The organism is Peribacillus sp. TH27 (genome assembly GCF_016650915.1).
GTDB classification, from domain to species: domain Bacteria; phylum Bacillota; class Bacilli; order Bacillales; family DSM-1321; genus Peribacillus; species Peribacillus butanolivorans.
This window is the reverse complement of record NZ_JAEKEV010000002.1, coordinates 3,588,486-3,604,766: the sequence shown is the minus strand read 5'-3', so window position 1 is coordinate 3,604,766 and position 16,281 is coordinate 3,588,486. Positions and strand designations below refer to the sequence as shown.

Below are 16,281 nucleotides of genomic sequence, written 5' to 3'. Positions count from 1 at the left end.
CAGGTGAAAAAGCAGGCCTTTCTCTCATCTTCCAAAGCGATTAAACTTTGTGTGAATTGGCACCTTTCCAAGGAAATTTCCTTGTCGGTTGCCGGGTTTCATCGGGCACATCCCTCCACCTCTCTTGATAAGAGCTAATATATAGAATATTTGTACATCATTAAGTTCTTTAGTATGGAGAAATTTTATCATAGATAAAAAAGGAGCGCAATGTATAATATTTCTAGGAAAGAATGAACAGGTCTTTTTTATTAAACAGTTTTAGAAGTTAAGGAGACAATATTCGTCGCTTTTTCAATTGCCTGCTCTAAATCTTCTATTAAATCCTCTACGTTTTCAATACCAATCGATATGCGCACTTGATCAGCACTTACACCCGCTTTTGCTAAACCTACATCATTTAATTGTTGATGGGTCGTACTAGCAGGGTGGATAATTAAACTTTTAGCATCCCCTACGTTGGCTACATGCGACCATAACTCTACCGAATTGATAAGTTTTGCTCCAGCTTCGCGTCCACCTTGAATTCCAAAAGTCACAACAGATCCTGCTCCCTTAGGCAAATATTTATCCGCCAGCGCTTTATCAGGGTGACTTCCATTACTAGGGTGCGAAACCCAGTTCACAGCAGGATGATTTTCCAAATATTGAATAACAGACTTAGTATTCGAAAGATGCTCTTTCATTCTCACATGCAACGTTTCTAGCCCCAGCGTAAACTGGAACGCGCTTTGAGCACTTAACGTCGGCCCTAAATCACGAAGTAATTGCACACGAGCTTTTGTGATAAAGGCAGCAGGGCCGACTGCTTCAGAGTATACAATCCCATCGTAGCTTGGATCCGGTTCCGTAAAGCCAGGGTAGTTTGGTGAGTTCCAGTCGAATTTGCCCCCATCCACGATGATGCCTCCTAAGGTGGTTCCATTTCCCAAGAGCCATTTTGTAGCAGAGTGGATGACAATATCCGCTCCAAAATCAATTGGCCGGCAAAGGTATGGGGTAGCAAAGGTATTATCGATAATGAGTGGTATGCCCGCATTGTGAGCAATGTCCGCTACAGCCTCAATATCAAGAATCCTTAGACTTGGATTTCCAATTGTTTCCGCAAATATAGCCTTCGTTCTAGGCGTGATGGCTTTTTTGAAATTTTCAGGGTCATCAGGAGAGACGAACTTCACTTTTATCCCATATTTAGGAAGAGTATTTTCAAAAAGATTATACGTACCGCCATATAATGTAGAAGCGGACACTATTTCATCTCCTGCACCAGCAATATTTAGGATTGACAGTGTAATGGCAGCCATCCCACTTGCGGTTGCCAGTCCGCCGATACCACCTTCCAACAAGGCCATTCTTTCTTCGAAAACACTGACCGTAGGATTATGAAGTCGTGTATAAATATAGCCATTTTCCTTTAAGCCAAATAAATTTGCTGCATGGTCAGTATCTTTGAACAAGTATGCATTGCTTTGATAAATAGGCACTGCACGTGCACCCGTTTCATCTACTTGCAGACCCCCGTGAACACTCAATGTTTCGAAACGCAACTTTTTCTCTGCCATAAGATTTCTCCCCTTTTTCTATGGATTTAGTTGGATTTAAGAATCAGGCCTTCCTCTTTTAACAAGCAAAAAAACCACTTCATAAGAAGAGGCTTATATACTCTCCTCATCTTCCAGAGCCAATACTCTGTTGGAATTAGCACCGTATATAAATTTATACCGGTTGCCGGGCTTCGTCGGGCCAATCCCTCCGCCACTCTTGATAAGAACTATTAAATTTAGCAGTTACTTTCTTAATTCAAAATATAGCACTTTAGAATTATCCAGTCAATCAATTATTTGAATATTCTTATTTCAATTTCCCATCAACTATATCGTTTATTCACTACTTTTCTACAGCTAAAAAGCCAACCCATATTGGATTGGCTTTTTAGCTTATTTCCTTAAGCACTCCGTACAAATAAGGAACAGACTGAAAGGCATAAATTTTTTTCCGCAACTGCCCTTCTTTAAATAGTAATAAACAAGGTACACTCTCAATTTCATATGATTCGGCGATTGTTTGGACATAGTTCATATTCATCTTTCCTGCCTTCAAGTCTGGAAAAAGCTCCAATGATATCGTAAGCATCCTAGAAGCCACCTGACAGGTCCCACACAAAGGTGTATATAAATATAAGCAAAAGGTTTCCCCTTCTTCAACAGCAAGCCTACAATCTTCTTCTTTCAATTCTTGCATCAATTAGTCGTTCACCCTTTGACTTAAAAATTTCATTTTCACATTCATATTGGCAGATAGGAGCACTGTAGCGATATGATGTTCGGGGGCACTTTCCACTTCTTTGTACATTTTATTGATATACAAGTGGCTTGCTTCTGGCATTTCCCTTCGGAATTGCTTCCGTAGCTTTTCTCCTGAATCATCTGCGTCAAAAAGGAGATAAACATCGCGGTCCATCATTTCATCTACTAACTCATCCAGCTTAGTTAATGAAATGGTCCCATTTGTACATCTTATTTCCACATCTTCATTCAAAACGGAGGCAACTTTTCTTCTATCGGAACTGCCTTCTACAATGATAACTTTATCAAATTCGCCCCACTCCATGTCATCACTCCATCTCACGAATTGTATGCATGCTGCCTTTTTATAAACTGAAAAAGAGAGCAGGCCTATTTAGACCCTCTCTCCCTCATTTTAACCGTTTATCAGGCTATCATATTCTTCAGCGCTCATCAGGTTTTCAACGTCACTGATATTTGATGGTTCAATCACGATCATCCATGCTTTTTCAAAAGGAGATTCATTTACGAATTCAGGATTGTCATTCAACTCTTCATTTACTTCAACAACTTTACCACTGATAGGAGCATACAGCTCAGATACAGTTTTAACAGATTCAACACTGCCAAATGGCTCGTTCGATTTCAATTCAGCGCCAATCTCTGGAAGCTCAACAAAAACGATGTCCCCAAGTTCGGACTGAGCAAATGCTGTAATTCCGATGCGTACTGTTCCATCTTCTGTTTTGACCCATTCATGTTCCTTTGTGTAACGAAGTTCTTTTGGTGTTGTCATCATTAATTCCCTCCATAGTACATCTTATTTTATCTATTACATTATAAGGTAGATTTTTTTTAAAAGTAAGGAATTAACCAAATATTTCGTATTATTTTAGTTCCAAGTCTGTTCGAATTGTTCTTCTTTGAAACCAACTGTCACTTTTGTGCCGTCCGTAACAATCGGCCTTTTAAGAAGCATACCATCAGTAGACAATATATCTAGCATTTCTGCTTCAGAAGCTTCTTTCAGTTTGTCCTTTAAACCCAGCTCCCGGTATTTTTGCCCACTAGTATTAAAAAACTTCTTCAGCTCTAATCCGCTGGTATTATATAGTTGTTCGATTTCTGTTCGAGAAGGCGGATTTTCTACTATATGAATCGCTTCATATTGCAGTTCATGACTATCCAGCCACTTCTTCGCATTACGGCATGTGCCGCATTTTGGGTACCAATATAATGTTAAGCCCATTGTTTCACCACCTATCAATAGAATACCCGTTTTTTCTGTGCAATACAACGAATTCTCCTTGTCTTTCCATCGTGAAAATTTCACACGTAATAAAGGGAATACCCGATTACGGGAATTCCCTTTAAAGGTTGAACTTTGATTATAGTGCGTATTTTTCAGTTTCGATTACCTTAACAGAAGCTTCGCGTTTTTTCGCAATGACATTGATTGGGTTGTGTCTAGTCAACTTGCGAAGTGAAGAAAGCATAATGCGAAGAGTATCGCCTGTTTCAACGGCAATTAACGTTTCTTTTGCATGCTGTTCTATTTCATTGAACGCTTCTTGAACGAAAATTTCAGTGTACAATACCTTTTGTTTATTCTTTTCTAAGCCTGTAGTCGCAATTGCTTTTTCTGTACGTAAAACCACAGATTCAGCAGCGTATGCAAGGGATGCGATATCAGCAATGTTAGATAAGATTTCTTGTTCTTGATCAAGTTTCTTGCCGTATTTCTGTGCTGCAAGACCTGCTGCCAAAATACCGATTTTCTTAGCATTTCTAACCAGCATTTTTTCTTGTGCCAATGGCTCATCGCTAGGCTCTTCAGGCATCATCATCATTAATTCCTCTTGCAGTCCCTGTGCTTTTTGTAGAAGAGGAAGTTCTCCTTTAAGTGCTTTTTTCAGGAATGTTCCCGGAACAAGCAAACGGTTGATTTCATTTGTGCCTTCGAAAATCCGGTTAATACGAGAGTCACGGTACGCTTTTTCAATTTCATATTCCTGCATGAAACCATAACCACCATGAAGCTGTACGCCTTCATCTGTTACGTAATCCAATACTTCAGAAGCGAAGAATTTATTCAAAGAACACTCAATTGCATATTCAGCGATCGCTGCTGCCATTGATTTTCCATCTTTCACTTGCTCATCAGTCAGCTTGCTTTGTCTTTGATCATAAAGACCGACGGTACGGTATACAGAGCTTTCTGCTGCATAAATTTTAGAAGCCATCGTTGCAAGTTTTTCTTTCGTCAGGTTAAAGTCAGAAATTTTCGTTTTGAACTGCTGACGTTGATTTGTATAAGCAGCAGTAATTTCAAGAGCGCGTTTAGATCCGCCGACAGCGCCAACACCCAATTTATATCGGCCAATATTCAAGATATTGAAAGCAATAACATGCCCTTTTCCAGCTACGCCAAGAAGGTTTTCAACTGGAACATGTACGTCTTCCAGGATTAAAGTACGTGTAGATGAGCTTTTTATACCCATTTTCTTTTCTTCAGCGCCTGTAGATACACCTTGATATTCACGCTCTACAATAAAGGCAGAGAATTGTTCGCCGTCGATTTTAGCATATACACAGAACACATCCGCAAAACCTGCATTGGTAATCCATTGTTTTTCACCGTTTAAAACGTAGTGAGTACCTTCTGCATTTAATTTCGCTGTCGTTTTTGCACCCAATGCATCAGATCCTGAGCTAGGTTCAGTTAAAGCATAAGCAGCAATTTTTTCGCCCGTTGCTAGTAATGGAAGGTATTTTTTCTTTTGTTCTTCATTTCCAAATAATACGATTGGCAAAGATCCAATCCCTACGTGTGCACCGTGAGTGATTCCGAACCCACCTGCAAGCGCCATTTTTTCTGTAATTATTGCCGAGCTAATTTTATCAAGACCAAGCCCGTTATATTCTTCAGGAACGTCAGCACCAAGTAAACCGATATCCCCTGCATGCTTCAGTAATTTTACAGAACGGTCGAATTCATGATTCTCTAAATGCTCAACTTGCGGAAGAACTTCATTCACTACGAAATCTTCAGAAGTTTTGGCAATCATTTTATGCTCATCAGAATAATCTTCTGGTGTAAACACTTGATTATACGTAATATCTTCTACTAAAAAGGCGCCGCCTTTTATGAGGTTATCTGTTGTTTGATTGGACATGTTATTTCCTCCTAAATGATTAATGATGATTAATTATCTTAAGCCCGCCGGAATTGTTTATAAACTTTCCAACGAGATGGAATTACGCTAATAATTCAAATACTCCAGCAGCACCCATACCGCCACCGATACACATTGTAACGACTCCGAATTGTTGGTTTCTGCGCTTCATTTCATGAAGTAGGCTTAATGTTAATTTAGTACCGGAACATCCTAGTGGATGGCCTAGGGCAATAGCTCCACCATTGACATTGACAATATCTTCATTCAATCCCAGCTCACGAATGATTTGAATGGATTGAGAAGCAAAGGCTTCATTCAATTCAAATAAACCAATATCAGAAAGCTCAAGACCTGCTAGTTTCAAAGCTTTTGGAATCGCAGCGATCGGACCAATTCCCATAATTTCCGGTGGTACCCCTGCTACGGCAAAGGAACGGAACTTACCAAGTGGCTTCATCCCTATTGAAGAAGCTTTTTCTCCATCCATGACCATAACTGCAGCAGCTCCATCACTCGTTTGTGATGAATTTCCTGCTGTAACGGATCCTGTCACAGAGAATGCTGGTCTTAATTTCTTAAGCACTTCAAATGTTGTGCCTTCACGAACGCCTTCATCTTGTGCAAACTGGAATGACTTTTCCTGTAATTTAAGATCCGGACCTACTGAGCGAATGGTTACATCAACCGGAACGATTTCATCTGAAAACTTTCCTTCAGCAATGGCCTTAGCAGCCCTTTGATGACTGCGCACAGCAAATGCATCCTGTTCTTCACGCGAAATACCGTATTTTTTTGCAACGGCTTCAGCTGTGTGACCCATTCCCATATAGTATTCTGGAGCTGTTTCCGCAAGTTGTGCGTTCGGACGGGTTACATGTCCCATCATTGGCAAAAGACTCATGGACTCCGCTCCACCTGCAATGACCGTATCACTTTGGCCGAGCATGATTCTTTCCGCTCCATAAGCAATACTTTGTAATCCGCTTGAACAGTAACGATTAATTGTTATAGCTGGTACTGTGTAAGACAATCCTGCTAACGCACCAATATTTCTCGCCATATTCAGCCCTTGCTCCGCCTCAGGCATTGCGCAACCGATAATTAAATCATCAATAGAACCTTCATAATTTCCAGCACGCTTTAACGTTTCTTTTACAACAAGAGCCCCTAGATCATCTGGTCGAACGTTAGCAAGAGAACCCTTTTTTGCTCTTCCTACCGGAGTCCTTGCTCCAGCTACTATTACCGCTTCTTTCATGAGGATCCCCCTTACTTCATTTTTAAGCTATCAATCTATTAACCTTCATTTGCAATCTAACCGTATTTTCACTTATCCATTAGTTTCGAAGTGGTTTCCCTTTAACAAGCATATGCTGCATTCTTTGCTGAGATTTCGGAGTAGAAATTAATTTTAGGAAAGCTTGTTTCTCTAGGTTCAAGATATACTGCTCATCTACTTCTGTACCGTATGGAAGTTTTCCTCCGGCCAGGACATATGCAAGCTCTTTAGCTATGACAAGGTCATGATCAGATAGGAAGCCGGAAAGGCGCATGGATTCTGCCCCTAAAAGAAGTGTGGCATAACCTGTTTCACCGACCACAGGAATTTTTGTACGAACTGGAGCTGTATACCCTTGGTTATACATGGAGATGACTGCCTGCTTCGCATCATATAATTGATGATCTGCGTTCACACTTATTCCATCAGAAGAATTAAGGAAGTTATTCCCGCGTGCTTCTTCAGCAGAAGTCGAAACTTTTGCCATCGCGACTGTTTCAAATACTTGATTAGCCACTTTCTGCAAATCAAAGGCGACGCCCTTTGGCATATTCTTCAGCGTTTTTACATAAAGTTCTTTTGTTCCGCCACCGCCTGGAATCAATCCAACACCAGCTTCTACAAGACCCATATATGTTTCTGTCGTTGCTTGGATTCGTGCAGCAGGAAGAGATACTTCCGCACCGCCGCCAAGTGTCATATTAAATGGCGCTACAACAACAGGTACAGCACTGTACTTAATCTTAAGCATTGCCTTTTGGAATTGGCTGATAACCATATCCAATTCCAAAATATTGTCATCTTGTGCTTCCATCAACATCATGGCAATATTAGCACCTACACAGAAGTTTTTGCCTTGGTTTCCGATCACCAGACCTTTATAATTAGCTTCTGCTTCATCGACTGCGGCATTGATCATTTGCATGATATCAAGACCTATTGCATTATTTGGTGAAGTGAATTCAAGAAGAGCCACTCCATCACCAATATCAATCAGACTTGCACCGCTGTTTTTCTTGATTACGCCTTTTTGCTTCTTGATTGCTTTAAGGTTAATCACCTTAGGGTTTTCAAGAAGTTCTTTATATTCTCCATTATCATAGTAGAAAACTATGCCATTTTCTTCTTTATAAAAAGAAGTGATACCTTTTGCCAGCATATCCTTCACCCATTGAGGAACAGTAACTCCTTCTTGTTCTAAACGTGCTACTGATCTTTCAACACCAATCGCATCCCACGTTTCGAAAGGTCCCATAGACCAGCCGAAGCCCCATTTCATTGCTTGATCGATTGCAACAATATCATCGGCAATATTCCCAAGCAGTTGTGCAGAATACACAAGAGCTGGATTTAACACATTCCAAAGTAATTCACCAGCACGGTCATCGCTATAAACAAGCGCTTTCATTTTGTTGGCTAGACCCTTGGCCTGTTTAGCCATTTCAATAGAAGGAGTCTTTAATTTTTTACGGGCTTCATATTCAAGAGTTTCAGGATTCAGCTCAAAGATCTCCTTACCCTTTTTCACAAAAAATCCTTGTCCGGACTTGCTTCCAAGCCAGCCGTTTTCAAGCATCCTATTCATGAAACCCGGTATTTGGAAAACTGCTTTTTCTTCCCCTTCCACCTGGTCATATACATTTTTAGCAACATGTGCAAAAGTATCCAATCCAACTACATCAAGCGTCCGGAATGTCGCGCTTGTCGCTCTTCCGATTAATGGACCAGTTACCGAGTCCACTTCACCAACGCTGTATCCGCCTTTTTGCATTTCACGAAGGGTAACTAGCAAACCATAAGTACCGATGCGGTTTGCAATAAAGTTTGGTGTATCCTTTGCTTCGACAACACCTTTACCCAGTACATCTTCGCCGAATTGTTTCATGTACTCGAGCACTTCTGGAGATGTTTCTTTAGTGGGAATGATTTCTAACAATTTAAGATAGCGCGGCGGATTGAAAAAGTGAGTTCCCAAGAAGTGCTTTTGGAAATCCTCTGAGCGGCCCTCTGCCATAGCTTCAATTGAAATTCCAGATGTATTGGAAGAAATGATGCTTCCAGGTTTACGATGTTGATCAACCTGGGCAAATACACTTTGCTTCACTTCAAGTCTCTCAACGACTACTTCAATAACCCAATCGACGTCTTTTAAACGACTTATATCATCTTCCAGGTTCCCGGCTTCAATTAACGCAAGATTTCCTTTAGCTGAAAGCGGAGCTGGTTTTTGCTTTAAAAGTTTAGTAATCGCAGTTTGGCTGATGCGGTTACGTACTTGTTTATTTTCTAATGTAAGACCTTTTTTCTTTTCATCCTCTGTGAGTTCACGAGGTACAATGTCCAATAATAAAGTCGGAATGCCGATGTTAGCAAGGTGTGCAGCAATCCCTGATCCCATAACTCCTGACCCTAGAACAGCAGCCTTTCGTATTTGTCGAACCAAGTTTATATCCCCCTTACACAATGTATTGAATGAATGCTCATTCATTTTTAATTCAAAAAAATTTTGAATATTTTTTCTTATTACTAATATAGAATATAATTGGAAATTCCGCAATGATAAAACTGGAAAAAAATAAATTTTTTTATCATATTACCTTTGATTAATTCTCCTCTTTTTAGTAGACAATAACGACCAGGAGGTGACTTATACAATGAAGCGTAAAAATAATCCTTCTAATAGAGCTGTGAGTGCCGCAAGCGTTAAAGGCAATGCCGGCCCTGGTCGTGAGCGTCAGCAAGGGATAAATAAAGTAAACAGCCAGAACAATCAGTACAAAAAATAAAGTCGTTATTAGAGCAGCCGTCCCTTATCCGGGCCGGCTCTCGATTTAGCTATTTTTTAAATAGTCCCTTTAAAACGAAAGCAATATTGGCCGGCCTCTCTGCAAGGCGGCGCATGAAATATCCGTACCAATCCGTACCATATGGAACATACACTCTTACCTTATATCCTTCTTTTACGAGTTCAAGCTGCTTTTCATTACGTATGCCGAATAACATTTGAAATTCAAATTGATCATGAGAGATCCCTTGCTCTTTGACTAAGCTCTTCGTATAATCAATAATTTTATCGTCATGGGTGGCAACAGCTGTGTAATTTCCATTCAGCAGATGCTTCTTAATGATCTTTTTAAAATTATCATCGACATCAATTTTCTCTGGAAAAGCTATTTCCCGAGGCTCTTTGTAAGCTCCTTTAACAAGTCGTAGATTCGGGTTGTATGCATTCAACTCCTCAATGTCTTTCTCTGTCCGATAAAGATAAGCCTGTATGACCGTCCCCAATTCATTATATTCAGCCTTTAAGTTTTTGAATACATCCAAAGTTGGCTGACAGCGCGGAAAATCTTCCATATCAAGTGTTACGAACACCCTATGGGTTTTGGCTTCTTCTAATATTCTTCTCATATTATTCATTACGACTTGTTCCGATATATCCATGCCCATCGACGTCAATTTCAAAGATAACTGTGAATCCAGATTTTTTCTAAAAATCATTCGAATGGCCTCTATACACTGGTCTGCCATCTCATTTGCTTCTTGTTCATTATCAATGAATTCACCTAAATAATCGATGGTTACAGACAGCCCTTTTCGGTTTAAATCTGCGATAGCTGCAGCTGCCATATCCAACGATTCTCCAGCCACAAAGCGGGATGCCCCAAACCGCAATCCATATTTTTTCGCTGCCTTTGTCATATTTTTGTTCTTTGATAGAAAAAGAAATAGATTTCTTAATATTTGTTCCATCTGCATTCCCTCCGTATCTTTTCTTCGGAAAATAGATGTATTTCATAAGAATATTTTACCATTTAATTCAAATTCCAGATATCCAAACATCAAGAATAAAAAAATTGTTAATGGGAAAATTAAAGTCGTTTAGATAACACTTAAGGAGGTAGACTGATGGAACAACAAAATTCATTTAACAGCCAACAACAGTCCACCGGCTTCATGAAACAACCGCCGGAAATGGTTTCTGTAAAAGACAGTTTATACTTATCTGATATGCTTGCATGGAACCTGATTGCGATTAAAAAGGCACATTTTTTTGCGGCTCAATGTAAAGATCCACAAATTATTGATGCGTTAAACCGCTGTGGACTAATGCATCAGCGCCATTACGATACCATTCTGAATCATTTAAATCCAAACCAATATCAGAGTCAACAACAATTCCAGTAAGGAGGGTTCTTGATGCCCAACCAAAACAAAGTCCAAAATCCAGAGTCTCCTGTGGCAAAGACACCACAAATGAATGATCGGGATTTTATTAATGATATGCTTGCAACGGAGAAGTACTTCTGTAACTCTTTATCTGTTGCCCTACATGAAATGAGTAACCATGCGTTATTCCAAGACATTTTCTCAGTTTCGAAAGAAAATCAGGAGATGCAACGTGAGCTTTATAACCTTATGTTCGAAAAAGGCTGGTATAGTTTAGAAAAGGCTCAATCCAATAGCTTAAGCCAAACCTATCAACAGTTTTCGGGCTATAAAAACCAATTCCCATATGGATCAAACATTCAATAAGGACATATATATGAGCTGAGATGCACTATAATTCAGTTCCTTTTGTTTGTTTTCTCAATAGCTGTGGCAACAACCTCATTTAAAAGAGCCGGCCCACAGCGAAGCGTGGACCGGCTCTATATATTTAGATATCCGTTGAAAACATATACTTTTTATAGTGATACCTGATGCTGAATATTAGGCCCATGGCCATCATATTCCCCATTAGCGAGCTTCCTCCATAACTGATAAATGGAAGTGGAATCCCCGTAATCGGTAAAAGGCCTACCGTCATTCCGATGTTCTGAAAAACATGAAACGTTAACATGCTGATAACACCAACACAAATATATGTATAGAAGTTATTTCTCGTTTCCATTCCCGTTTTTGTTATATGGTAGATCAAAAGGAAGAACAAGGAGATGATGATACTTGATCCGATAAAACCAAATTCTTCTCCGATTATACTGAAGATGAAATCCGAATGACTCTCAGGTAAATACACTTCTCTCGACCCAATTCCCTTTCCTGTGGTCTGACCAGAGCCGATAGCTAACAGAGACTTGGTCAAGTGATAACCTTCAGCGCTCGCATAATTATAAGGATCCAGCCAGGAATAGATGCGGCCGAATTGATAGGATTTTACTCCCAAGTATTTTTCCAGAAGTTCTGGCTTCCAAAGTACAAAATATAGAATCGTAGAAGCGACAACAATTCCTCCTGAGACTATCGGAAGCAATATTTTCCATGAAACCCCTGAAATAAAAACCATTCCAAGCATAATCGACAGTATGACAAGCGCGGTTCCTAAATCCGGCTGTTGCATGATTAACAAAAGCGGAGCACCCGTCACAAGACCGATTTTAACAAGCAACCATAGATCCGTTTGAATCGTTTTCAGCGTGCTTTTGAGATGATGGTTTGATATAACATTTGCTAAAGCCAGGATCAGGAAAACCTTCATGAATTCCGATGGCTGAATCGAACCGACTCCCGGAATTTTGAACCAGCTTCTTGCACCATTTAATTTAGGTACGATGCTTTCCGGCATAAGGATCAGCAACAAAAGCAAAAACAATCCGAATCCATAGGCATACCAAGAAATTTTTTTCAACTGATCTGAATCTAGAGTAATAAACCCTAATACGATTCCAATTCCTACTATATACCAAAAAATTTGTTTAATTAAGAAGTTTTCAGCGTACTGTCCAGTCGTTTGGGCACTATAGATTGCTAAGCAACTTCCAACGCATAACAACAGCAATATTGTGACCAAAGAAAAATCTATTCGTGATGAAAATTTATTTTGTTCTTCCATACTTAACTCTCCCTTAAAAAGGCTCCTGCGATACATCTTTTAATACACTTATTCATTATACTTTAAACAAATAAAATCACAACTATATCGCAGAATAGATTACAGGCTGCATGGAGTTATAAGCATGCAGCCTGTTAGTTGGAGATACTAAGAATGTGATTCCATTGCGCTTCTGCGTTTCATAAATCTACTGACTAATCCATGGCTTGGAGAAAAAAGAAATGCCAATCCGAATAACAGAGCGGCTGCACCTACCATGCATCCCGATATCGAGGCATCTAAAACGGTAGCTGAAAAGTAACCGATAATAGAACTGAGTATTCCAACCCCGATACTGACCAAAATCATCCGACTTAAACGGTCTGACAGCAAATAGGCTGTTGCCGCTGGTATAATGAGCATCCCGACTACCAAAATTGAACCTACACTATCAAAGGCGGCTACTGTCGTTAGCGAAATAAGGCTCATCAGTAAATAATGAAAGAACAAAACCGGAATTCCCATCGCAGCCGCAAGTGATGGATCAAAGGAAACAAGCTTAAACTGTTTGAAGAAAAGAAAAATCAGAATAAGATTGAGAATAAAACAACTGCCAACAATCCAAACAGCTTTTGGTCCCGCCTCGAATCCGCTAATTGTCATCGTATTCCATGGAGTATAGGCAATTTCTCCATACAGGACATGCTCCAGGTCAAAATCGATTTGTTGCGTATACAAACTCACTAGTACAATCCCTGTTGCAAAAAGAGAGGTAAACACAATGCCGATTGCTGCGTCAGACTGAACGCCTGAAGATTGAAAAAGCTGGATTAAGAATACTGTAAGTAACCCTAGTGCTGCTGCCCCGATCAGCATTGGAACCGAGTCACGTGTCCCGGTTATTAAAAATGCCAATACGATTCCTGGTAAAACGGAATGACTGATTGCATCCCCAATCAATGTCATTTTTCTGACTATCAAAAAGCAACCTAATACACTGCAAGAACCCGCAACTAGTGCCCCGACTAAGATAATCCAAAAATCATTCATAATGGATGGCTCCCTTTCCTTTTATCCTGTTCGAGAGAATATTTCTTTTTCGTTGATAGCCTTCTCCATACAGTTGAAAGAACCCCACGTTTAGGAGCAAAAAGCATGGAAAAGAAAAACCATACCGTCGCGGACAAGACAATTAATGGACCTGTCGGCAAATTATTGACCGATGTACTGATTAACGTACCTGATACACCGCTCAGCATACCGAATATTCCAGACAGGATAACCATGATATGCAGCCGCTCTGTCCAGTACCTAGCAGAAACAGCCGGAGTAATGAGTAAAGATGCCATCAATACAACTCCTACTGCTTGAATACCGATGACCACGGCCGCCACGATCAGCATCATAATGAAATAGTCTAGAAAAACAACCGGTAAACCTATTCCCTTAGCAAATCCCGGGTCGAAGGACAGTAATTTAAATTCCTTAAAAAACACGGTACAAGTGAAGATGAGTATAAAGGAAACAGTCATCATCATATAGACATCCGACATGACCATTGATGCAGTCTGCCCAAATAGAAATGTATCCAATCCACTCTGGTTTCCATATTCACTCTGCTGGATTTGCGTAAGTAACACAATTCCAAAACCAAAAAATGAAGATAACACAATTCCGAGTGCAGCATCTTGCTTGATCTTACTGTACCTCGTAAGTACGCTGATTAGGAAAACTGCCACTAAACCAGCCAAGGCTGCTCCTATTAGAAAGAAGGAAGTAGATTTCACCCCAGTTAATATAAAAGCAACGCAAATTCCTGGCAATGCCGCATGTGCGAGCGTGTCACCAAGCAAAGACTGCTTTCTGAGGTAGGCAAAACTGCCGATGACTCCACTGCTTAATCCGAGGAACATCGTGCCAAGCAGAATCCACCGTGTATTCGGATCATTAATAATATCCAGTAAATTCATCATGTACACCTCATTTTAATAATAGACCGGACTGTGCATCTGATAATATCGCTAAGCGGCCCCCGTATGTTTCCTGTAAGTATTCGGGGATAAATACCTCTTTTGTCGGTCCAATTTTCATAACCTTTTTATTCAACAGCATCGTCCAATCAAAATATTCCTTTACTGTTGATAAATCATGGTGGACAACAAGAACTGTCTTGCCTTTTTCCTTCAATTCCATCAGCAATTGAATGATCGCTTTCTCTGTTGCTGCATCTACCCCTACAAATGGTTCATCCATAAAATAAATATCCGCTTCTTGTGCTAAAGCACGAGCTAGAAAAATCCGTTGCTGCTGCCCGCCTGAGAGCTGGCTTATCTGGCGGTTAGCGTATTCAACCATTCCCACTTTATCCAAGCATTCCATTGCCTTATGTCTTTCAGCCTTTCCTGGTCGCTTTAACCAGCCGAGGTGACCATACCTGCCCATCATCACGACATCGAGCGCATTGGTTGGGAAATCCCAATCTACTGACTCCCTCTGTGGTACATAGCCTATACTCTTCCTCATCGATTTATAGGAAGATCCACTGATTGTGACTTCCCCGGATAGTTTAGGAATCAGTTCGAGTATCCCCTTTATTAATGTAGATTTCCCCGCTCCATTTGGACCTATGATACCGATTAGATTCCCTTCCGGCACCTCAAATGAGACATCTTCGACAACCGGTTTTTTATGATAAGCTATCGTTAAATTTTCTACCTTCAGAGCTGCCTGATACATTCTTTCTCCCCCTTATTTCAAAGCATTAACAATGGTATCTGTATTATGACGGACCATACCGATATATGTTCCTTCTTCAGTGCCTTTTTCCCCCATCGCATCCGAGAATAGTTCACCACCGATTTTCACTTTGTGACCTTGCTTTTCAGCTCCTTGAATAACCGCCTCAATAGCCTTCCTTGGCACGCTAGACTCTATGAATATTGCTTTAATTTTATTCTTCACAAGATAATTCCGCATATCAGTCACATCTTTTGACCCATATTCCGATAGCGTATTAATCCCCTGTAGCCCTCTTACTTCCAATCCATATGACTTGCCGTAATATCCAAATGCATCATGTGCCGTAACGAGCACTCGCTGATCCTCTGGTATTTTATTTATTTCACCCTGTACATATTTATCAAGTTCCTTTAACTGCAGAACATAAGCTTCATAATTTTCTAGATAACTTGCTTCATGGTCAGGATCAATGGCAATTAACTCTTTTTTTACCGCTTCCGCTGCAACCATCCAGAGCTTTACATCAAACCAAACATGCGGATCATGTTCCGTTGCACTTACTTTACGAAGTTGTTGCTCCTTGAAATCCTCCGTTACCGCAATCGTCGGTTTATCCTTGCTCATTATTTCAAAGATATCTGTCATTTTCCCTTCAAGGTGCACGCCGTTATAAAAAATCATGTCAGCTGAATCCAGTGTCTTCACATCACCCTGTGTTGCCTTATAAAGATGGGGATCGACTCCCGGTCCCATTAAACTAGTGACCTCCACATGTTTACCGCCAATATTCTCAACCAAGTCCCCAATCATCCCCGTTGTTGCGACGACATTTAACTTGCTATTGCCTTTATCTTGTTCAGTCGTATCATTTCCGCATCCCGCTAAAATGATCACAGCAGCAAGTACGCCACCAATAGTTTTTAAAAACCCCATCCTTATTCCCTCCCTTTTTCATCTTCCTAAAAATGTTTACCAAGCGCAAAATTT

The 16,281-nt window shown here is 40.3% G+C and carries 17 protein-coding genes and 2 riboswitches; of the genes, 3 read left to right on the top strand and 14 right to left on the bottom strand.

Features of this window, described 5'->3' with window-relative positions:
* Positions 1–21 precede the first annotated feature (21 nt).
* Positions 22–134, bottom strand: a riboswitch (SAM riboswitch).
* A 117-nt stretch (positions 135–251) separates the two neighbouring features.
* The 8 genes from JFU24_RS18635 to JFU24_RS18600 all read right to left on the bottom strand — a co-directional run bounded on the left by JFU24_RS18635 (position 252) and on the right by JFU24_RS18600 (position 9,231).
* A complete protein-coding gene (locus JFU24_RS18635) occupies positions 252–1,562 on the bottom strand; it encodes an O-acetylhomoserine aminocarboxypropyltransferase/cysteine synthase family protein (protein ID WP_201222716.1) in 1,311 nt (436 codons plus the stop codon).
* 103 nt (positions 1,563–1,665) lie between these two features.
* A riboswitch (SAM riboswitch) is annotated at positions 1,666–1,771 on the bottom strand.
* Positions 1,772–1,932: 161 nt separating this feature from the next.
* A complete protein-coding gene (locus tag JFU24_RS18630) occupies positions 1,933–2,241 on the bottom strand; it encodes a thioredoxin family protein (protein WP_056525383.1) in 309 nt (102 codons plus the stop codon).
* A 3-nt stretch (positions 2,242–2,244) separates the two neighbouring features.
* On the bottom strand, positions 2,245–2,610 hold the full coding sequence (locus JFU24_RS18625) for a toprim domain-containing protein (protein WP_053348680.1): 366 nt from the start codon (positions 2,608–2,610) through the stop codon (positions 2,245–2,247).
* 90 nt (positions 2,611–2,700) lie between these two features.
* Positions 2,701–3,081, bottom strand: a complete 381-nt coding sequence (gcvH, locus tag JFU24_RS18620) for a glycine cleavage system protein GcvH (RefSeq protein WP_201187229.1) — start codon at positions 3,079–3,081, stop codon at positions 2,701–2,703.
* Positions 3,082–3,177: 96 nt separating this feature from the next.
* Positions 3,178–3,534: an arsenate reductase family protein gene (locus tag JFU24_RS18615; protein ID WP_201188106.1), complete on the bottom strand. Its 357-nt coding sequence runs from the start codon at positions 3,532–3,534 to the stop codon at positions 3,178–3,180.
* A 139-nt stretch (positions 3,535–3,673) separates the two neighbouring features.
* Positions 3,674–5,461 (bottom strand): acyl-CoA dehydrogenase family protein, encoded by a 1,788-nt coding sequence (locus JFU24_RS18610; protein WP_098177282.1) that lies wholly within the window; start codon positions 5,459–5,461, stop codon positions 3,674–3,676.
* Between the two features lie 82 nt (positions 5,462–5,543).
* Positions 5,544–6,722: an acetyl-CoA C-acetyltransferase gene (locus JFU24_RS18605; protein WP_201250281.1), complete on the bottom strand. Its 1,179-nt coding sequence runs from the start codon at positions 6,720–6,722 to the stop codon at positions 5,544–5,546.
* Positions 6,723–6,801: 79 nt separating this feature from the next.
* Positions 6,802–9,231 (bottom strand): 3-hydroxyacyl-CoA dehydrogenase NAD-binding domain-containing protein, encoded by a 2,430-nt coding sequence (locus JFU24_RS18600; protein ID WP_446728291.1) that lies wholly within the window; start codon positions 9,229–9,231, stop codon positions 6,802–6,804.
* 166 nt (positions 9,232–9,397) lie between these two features.
* Between JFU24_RS18600 and JFU24_RS18595 the strand changes: the two genes are divergently transcribed.
* Positions 9,398–9,529: a YuzL family protein gene (locus JFU24_RS18595; protein WP_082612715.1), complete on the top strand. Its 132-nt coding sequence runs from the start codon at positions 9,398–9,400 to the stop codon at positions 9,527–9,529.
* Between the two features lie 49 nt (positions 9,530–9,578).
* On the opposite strand, the gene JFU24_RS18590 is transcribed toward JFU24_RS18595, so the two are convergent.
* Complete coding sequence (locus JFU24_RS18590) at positions 9,579–10,496, bottom strand: proline dehydrogenase family protein (protein ID WP_201250279.1); 918 nt, start codon at positions 10,494–10,496, stop codon at positions 9,579–9,581.
* Positions 10,497–10,652: 156 nt separating this feature from the next.
* Here JFU24_RS18590 and JFU24_RS18585 point away from each other — a divergent pair, with 156 nt between their 5' ends.
* Together JFU24_RS18585 and JFU24_RS18580 are read left to right on the top strand one after the other, a co-directional pair.
* On the top strand, positions 10,653–10,931 hold the full coding sequence (locus JFU24_RS18585; RefSeq protein WP_162878703.1) for a hypothetical protein: 279 nt from the start codon (positions 10,653–10,655) through the stop codon (positions 10,929–10,931).
* Positions 10,932–10,943: 12 nt separating this feature from the next.
* A complete protein-coding gene (locus tag JFU24_RS18580) occupies positions 10,944–11,279 on the top strand; it encodes a spore coat protein (protein WP_201187239.1) in 336 nt (111 codons plus the stop codon).
* 124 nt (positions 11,280–11,403) lie between these two features.
* Here JFU24_RS18580 and rodA read toward each other — a convergent pair whose 3' ends face one another.
* The 5 genes from rodA to JFU24_RS18555 form a co-directional block, all read right to left on the bottom strand.
* On the bottom strand, positions 11,404–12,576 hold the full coding sequence (gene rodA, locus JFU24_RS18575) for a rod shape-determining protein RodA (protein WP_201187241.1): 1,173 nt from the start codon (positions 12,574–12,576) through the stop codon (positions 11,404–11,406).
* A 147-nt stretch (positions 12,577–12,723) separates the two neighbouring features.
* A complete protein-coding gene (locus tag JFU24_RS18570) occupies positions 12,724–13,605 on the bottom strand; it encodes a metal ABC transporter permease (protein ID WP_207203211.1) in 882 nt (293 codons plus the stop codon).
* Positions 13,602–14,528, bottom strand: a complete 927-nt coding sequence (locus tag JFU24_RS18565; RefSeq protein WP_053348671.1) for a metal ABC transporter permease — start codon at positions 14,526–14,528, stop codon at positions 13,602–13,604. Before JFU24_RS18565 ends, JFU24_RS18570 begins: the two co-directional genes overlap by 4 nt.
* Before the next feature lie 7 nt (positions 14,529–14,535).
* Entirely contained in the window at positions 14,536–15,291 is a 756-nt protein-coding gene (locus JFU24_RS18560; RefSeq protein WP_056524634.1) for a metal ABC transporter ATP-binding protein, read from the bottom strand.
* A 12-nt stretch (positions 15,292–15,303) separates the two neighbouring features.
* Positions 15,304–16,227 (bottom strand): metal ABC transporter solute-binding protein, Zn/Mn family, encoded by a 924-nt coding sequence (locus JFU24_RS18555; RefSeq protein WP_201250278.1) that lies wholly within the window; start codon positions 16,225–16,227, stop codon positions 15,304–15,306.
* Between the last annotated feature and the right edge of the window lie 54 nt (positions 16,228–16,281).